We start from the raw sequence: 5,746 nt of genomic DNA, 5'->3' as shown, positions 1-5,746 counted from the left end.
ATTTGGCGAAGCGGGCGCCGAGCTTGTAGTAGTCGGCAAGCCGTTCGCGCAGGCCATCGAGGCCTTCGGTGACGGTGTCGCCGGGAAACCTGGCCAGCGGCTTGGCGCCGGCATCGACCTTGATGCCGGGGATGGCGCCGGCGGCCCTGATGATGTCGACCAGCGGCGTGCCGTCGGCGGCCTTCTGGCGGATCGTCTCGTCATAGAGGATGACACCGGAAATGTAGCGGGTCATCGCCTCTCTGGTGCGGAACATCATCTCGCGGTAGTCGCGGCGGCTGTCGGCGGTCGATTCGACGCCGATGACGTCGAAGCGCTTCTTGATGGTGCCGGAACTTTCGTCGGCGGCCAGCAGGCCCTTGCCATCGGCGACGATCGCAGCGGCAATGTCTTCGAGACGTTCGCTCATTGTTGCTTCTCCTGAAACGGTTGTTCCGCGCTTAACGGAAGTCTACCGCCAAAGGAATGGCATCGGAAAGCTCGAATCGATTGAAGCCTCGGGCGGCCTTGTTCGCTCTCCGAGCGTTGATCGCCTCGCAGCCTCAGCGCTTCAACACATCGACGCCGGGCAGCGGCTTGCCTTCCATCCACTCCAGGAAGGCGCCGCCGGCGGTCGAGACATAGGTGAAGTCGTCGGCGACGCCGGCGTGGTTGAGCGCCGCGACCGTATCGCCACCGCCTGCAACCGAGACCAGCTTGCCTTCCTTGGTGCGCGACGCCGCGTGCTTGGCAGCCGCCACCGTCGCATGATCGAAGGGCGCGATCTCGAAGGCGCCGAGCGGGCCGTTCCAGACCAGTGTCGCGGCGCGGTCGATCCATTCGCCGATGGTCGTCACGGTTTTGGCGCCGACATCGAGGATCATCCCGTCGGCCGGCACATCGGAGATGGCGACGGTCTCGCAGGCCGCGCCCGCCTTGAACTCCCTGGCGACGACGCCGTCGACCGGCAGGATGATGGCGCAGCCGGCCTCGGCCGCCTCGATCATGATCTGCTTGGCGGTTGAGGCGAGATCATGCTCGCACAGCGATTTCCCGACATCGGTGCCGCGCGCGGCGAGGAAGGTGTTGGCCATGCCGCCGCCGATGACCAGCGCGTCGACCTTCTTCACCAGGTTCATCAACAGATCGATCTTGGTCGAGACCTTGGCGCCGCCGACAATGGCGACGACCGGACGAACCGGTTTTCCCAAGCCCTTCTCCAGCGCCTCAAGCTCGGCTTGCATGGTGCGGCCGGCAAAAGCCGGCAACAGATGCGCCAGCCCCTCGGTCGAAGAATGCGCGCGGTGCGCGGCCGAGAAGGCGTCGTTAACGAAGATGTCGCCATTGGCGGCGAGTTTTTCGGTGAAGGCCGGGTCATTCTTTTCTTCGGCCTTGTAGAAGCGAGTGTTTTCGAGCAGCAGCACGTCGCCCTTGTTCATGGCGGCGACAGCACTTCCGGCCGTGTCGCCGACGCAATCCGAGGCGAAACCGACGGGGCGGCCGAGCACTTCTGCCGTGGCTTTGGCGATCGGCTCCAGCGAGAATTCGGGCGAAGGCCCATCCTTGGGTCGGCCGAAATGGGCGAGCAGGATGACCTTGGCGCCCTTGGCCGATAGCTCGGCGATGGTCGGTGCGATGCGTTCGATGCGGGTGGCGTCGGTGACTTTGCCCTCAGTGACAGGCACGTTGAGGTCGACGCGCACCAGCACGCGCTTGCCGCTGATGTTGCCGATATCGTCGAGTGTCTTGAAGGCGGCCATGCGGGTTCCTTTCGCGAAAAACCGGGGGACCATACCCCGCATCGGCGACGATGCAAGGCTTAGGGCGCGCTCGAACCGAAATTTTGAAGTGGGCACGATCTTGCACTGGCGGGTGGATGAATGGCAGCGCTCAATAGCGGGTTTGTCAGCTTTCGGTTGCTGCCTTTTCCGGCGCTGGCTCCGGGGCCGGTTTGTCGTCCGCCCGCGCCTCGTCCGCCTGCGCCTCGGTCGGCTTGCGCCAATTGCGGATGAAGGCGGAAAGACGGTCGCCGATTTCTCCGGCGCTGAGGAAGACCGGCACCCGCGCCACCGGAGCGGTCGGCTCGAACGACAGGCCGAGGCCTATGATCTTCCCCTTGTCGTCGACGTCGCGGACGATCAGTTCTATCGGGCCGAGCAGCACGCGGTCGGCATATTCGGCATGGCCGCCGAGCCGCGCCGTGACCAGCGCGCCAACGGTGAGCTTTTGCTCCACTTCGGTTAGACCTGGCGTATAGGCTGCTTCCAGTTCGGCGGCGGGGCGCGCTGGATCGACGGCGAAGGCGCCGAAGAAATCGGCATCTTCGGGATCGACCACGGCACGGCTGGCGAACAGCTTGTCGAGCAGGCGCGGATAGCGATCCGGGACGAAAATGTAGACCTGGTCGCCGGCGGCGAGCCGGCCCATGTCCTGGAAGCGCATCGAACGGCCGTCACGCAGCACCAGCGAGGGTCGCGCCCAGCGTGGGATGCGCTCGCCGCGCGCCACCGGGCTGCCGGGTGCGACGCGATAGGCGAGAAGCTCGTGATGGGCCGAACCCGGCAATTCCAGCTCGACCTTGTCCAGCGGTCCGAGCCGCGCCGGCACGATCAAACCGAGGCGGCGCGCCAGCGGTCCGACCGTCCAGCCCTGGATGACCAGCGAAACCAGAACGATGATGAAGGCGGTGTTGAAGATGACACGGCCATTTTCCAGCCCGCCGAGCAGCGGGGTGATGGCAAGCAGGATCGACACCGCGCCGCGCAGGCCGACCCACGAGACAAAGGCGACTTCGGGGCGCGGCATGCGGAACGGGATCAGGCAGAGCCAGACGGCGACCGGCCGCGCCACGAACATCAGGAACAGGCCGAGCAGCACCGCCGGCACCATGATCGCCGGGAATTGCGAGGGCGTCGCGAACAGGCCGAGGATGAGGAACATGATGATCTGTGCCAGCCATGACATGCCGTCCTGGAAGCGCTTGAGGATGGTGACGGCGCGGATATCGGAATTGCCCGAGATGAGGCCGGCGATATAGACCGCCAGGAAGCCCGAGCCGCCAATGGCGCCGGCGGCGGCAAAGACCATCAACGACAAGGTCAGCACGAAGATCGGCAGCAGGCCATGGTCGAGATTGAGCCGGTCGACGAGACGCACGATGGCGAGGCCGCCGAGCACGCCGACGACAGCGCCAAGGCCCATGTTGAGGAGGAAGCCGAGGAAAAGGCTGGTGACCAGGACGTTGGTCTCGGGATTGGCATGAGCGGCGATGATCTCGACCAGCGTGATGGTCAGGAAGATGGCGATGGGGTCATTGGTGCCGGATTCCACCTCGAGCGTCGAGCGCACGCGTTCGCGCAGATTGATCTCGCCGGCACGCAGCAGGAAGAACACGGCGGCCGCATCGGTGGAGGCGACTGCGGCGCCGAGCAGGAAGGATTCCAGCCAGGTGAGGTCGAGCAGATAGTGGGCGGCGGCGCCGAACAGGCCGGTGGTCAGAATTACGCCGAAGGTCGCCAGCGACAACGCCGGGCCGGCTGCCTGCCGCAAGGCGTTGAGCGGCGTGCCGAAGCCGGAATCGAACAGGATGACGGCCAGCGCCAGTGAGCCGGCAAAATAGGCGATGCGGGCATTGTCGAACTGGATGCCGAGACCGTCGGTGCCGGTGGCGAGGCCAATGCAGAGGAACAGGAGCAGAAGAGGGGCGCCGAAGCGGAAGGCGATCAGGCTCGAAAACGCGGCGGCGACGACAAGCGCTGTGCCGACCAGCGTGACGAGATAGATCGCATGCTCCATCCTGAAATCAGCCCCTCAAATTCGTCTGTCTCCTGCTTTGCGAGAGAGTGGGGCGAAGACGTGACCAGTGCAAGGCGGCAGGGTGGCTTTTTGGCCTATGCCGCTGATTTTCGGATGTTTTGGCGCCCGGGACACAATTTGGGAAGGCGCAAGCTGCGCTCATGAAAAACGCCCGGGCAAAGCCGGGCGTTCCAAGTCTCGAAAAGAGTGCTTTGTGATCAGGCGATGGTCTTGCCGAAGGCGACCGATGTGTCGCCCATGCGGTTGGAGAAACCCCATTCATTGTCGTACCAGGAGAGCACCGATACGAAATTGCCGTCCATCACCTTGGTCTGGTCGAGCGCCATGATCGAGGAGCGCGGATCGTGGTTGAAGTCGATCGACACGTTCGGGTGATGAGTGACGCCGAGAATGCCCTTGAGCTTGCCGTTGGAGGCGGCGATCACCGCTTCGTTGATCTCCTGCGCCGTGGTCGACCGCTTGGCGATGAACTTGAAATCGACGACCGAGACGTTCGGGGTCGGCACGCGGATCGAGATGCCGTCGAGCTTGCCCTTGAGGTCGGGCAGCACCAAGCCGATCGCCTTGGCGGCACCGGTCGAGGTCGGGATCTGCGACAGCGCAGCGGCGCGGGCGCGGTAGAGATCCTTGTGCATGGTGTCCAGGGTCGGCTGGTCGCCGGTGTAGGAGTGGATCGTCGTCATCATGCCTTTTTCGATGCCGACCGTTTCGTGCAGCACGGCTGCCAGCGGCGCCAGGCAGTTGGTGGTGCACGAGGCGTTCGAGATGACGATATGATCCTTGGTCAACTGGTCGTGGTTGATGCCGTAGACCACGGTGAGGTCGGCGCCTTCGGCAGGGGCCGAAACGATGACGCGCTTGGCGCCGGCGGTCAGGTGTGCCGCTGCCTTGTCGCGGGCGGTGAAGATGCCGGTGCATTCGAGCGCGATGTCGATGCCGAGTTCCTTCCACGGCAACTGCGTTGGATCCTTGATCGCGGTGACCTTGAACGTCTCCTTGCCGACGGTGATCTGGTCGCCGGATACCGAGACTTCATGCGGGAAGCGGCCGTGCACGCTGTCATAGCGCAAGAGGTGCGCATTGGTCTCGACTGGGCCGAGGTCGTTGACGGCGACGACGTCGATGTCCTTGCGGCCGGATTCATGGATAGCGCGCAGGATGTTGCGGCCGATGCGGCCAAATCCGTTGATGGCAACTCTGACGGTCATAATTCTCTCCCTGGGAGTTGGAGGGCGGACGAGGGGTCTGCAGTTTCATAGCGGCGGAAGCAGAAAGAATCCAGCCGCACTGGCGTGGATTTAAATCGATTAAGTTGAGCCAGCCCGGCGAAGCCGTTTTCGCGGTTTCGCCGAACTGGCCCAGAATCTTACTTGGCGTGCAGGCGGGCTTCCGCCGCCTTGGCCGCGGCCTCGGCGGTAATGCCGAAATGCGGATAGAGTTGCTCGATCGTGCCCGACGCGCCGAAGCCGGTCATGCCGACGAAGATGCCGTCTGAGCCGATCAGATGATCCCATCCCTGGCGGATGCCGGCTTCGATCGCCATCTTGATCGGCGCATTGCCGATCGTCTTCTTGCGGTAGTCGTCGCTCTGCTGGTCGAACAGTTCGAAGCAGGGAACCGAGACGACGCGGGTCGGATGGCCGTGCTTTTCCAACAGCTCGCGCGCGCCAAGTGCGATCTCGACCTCGGAGCCGGTGGCGAAGATCGTTATCGCCGCCTCGCCGCTGGCGGCGGCCAGCTCATAGGCGCCCTGGCTGCTGAGGTTCTTGGCCGTGAATTCGGTGCGCACCGTCGGCAGGTTCTGGCGGGTCAGCGCCAAGGTCGACGGCGTCTTTTCCGACTCCAGGGCGATCTGCCAGCATTCCGCGGTTTCGACCGCGTCGGCCGGGCGGAAGACATTGTGGTTGGGGATCGCGCGCAATGCCGCCAGATGCTCGACCGGCTGGTGGGT

At 64.3% G+C, this 5,746-nt stretch carries 5 protein-coding genes; all 5 read right to left on the bottom strand.

Translation table 11 applies throughout. The annotated features are described in order from the left end of the window. The coding region (locus EN925_RS20475) for a class I fructose-bisphosphate aldolase (protein WP_128336860.1) at positions 1–409 on the bottom strand (409 nt) is incomplete at its 3' end. Positions 410–542: 133 nt separating this feature from the next. After that, entirely contained in the window at positions 543–1,739 is a 1,197-nt protein-coding gene (locus EN925_RS20470; protein ID WP_013529247.1) for a phosphoglycerate kinase, read from the bottom strand. A 145-nt stretch (positions 1,740–1,884) separates the two neighbouring features. Next, the gene (locus EN925_RS20465; RefSeq protein WP_127368746.1) at positions 1,885–3,774 is read right to left on the bottom strand and encodes a potassium/proton antiporter; all 1,890 of its coding nucleotides are present in this window, start codon (positions 3,772–3,774) and stop codon (positions 1,885–1,887) included. A 218-nt stretch (positions 3,775–3,992) separates the two neighbouring features. Beyond that, entirely contained in the window at positions 3,993–5,003 is a 1,011-nt protein-coding gene (gene gap, locus EN925_RS20460; RefSeq protein ID WP_127368747.1) for a type I glyceraldehyde-3-phosphate dehydrogenase, read from the bottom strand. A gap of 158 nt (positions 5,004–5,161) precedes the next feature. Further along, positions 5,162–5,746: transketolase C-terminal domain-containing protein (locus EN925_RS20455; protein WP_281040655.1), on the bottom strand; the 585-nt coding region annotated here is incomplete at its 5' end.

Source organism: Mesorhizobium sp. M7A.F.Ca.US.006.04.2.1 (assembly GCF_004022915.1).
GTDB classification, from domain to species: Bacteria; Pseudomonadota; Alphaproteobacteria; order Rhizobiales; family Rhizobiaceae; genus Mesorhizobium; species Mesorhizobium ciceri.
The sequence above is the reverse complement of the archived record's forward strand: the minus strand, read 5'-3'. Positions and strand labels throughout refer to the sequence as shown.

Coding starts and splice junctions, on each gene's coding strand:
- EN925_RS20465 (WP_127368746.1), bottom strand. CDS start 3,774: ATGGAGCATGCGATCTATCTCGTCACGCTGGTCGGCACAGCGCTTGTC.
- gap (WP_127368747.1), bottom strand. CDS start 5,003: ATGACCGTCAGAGTTGCCATCAACGGATTTGGCCGCATCGGCCGCAAC.
- EN925_RS20470 (WP_013529247.1), bottom strand. CDS start 1,739: ATGGCCGCCTTCAAGACACTCGACGATATCGGCAACATCAGCGGCAAG.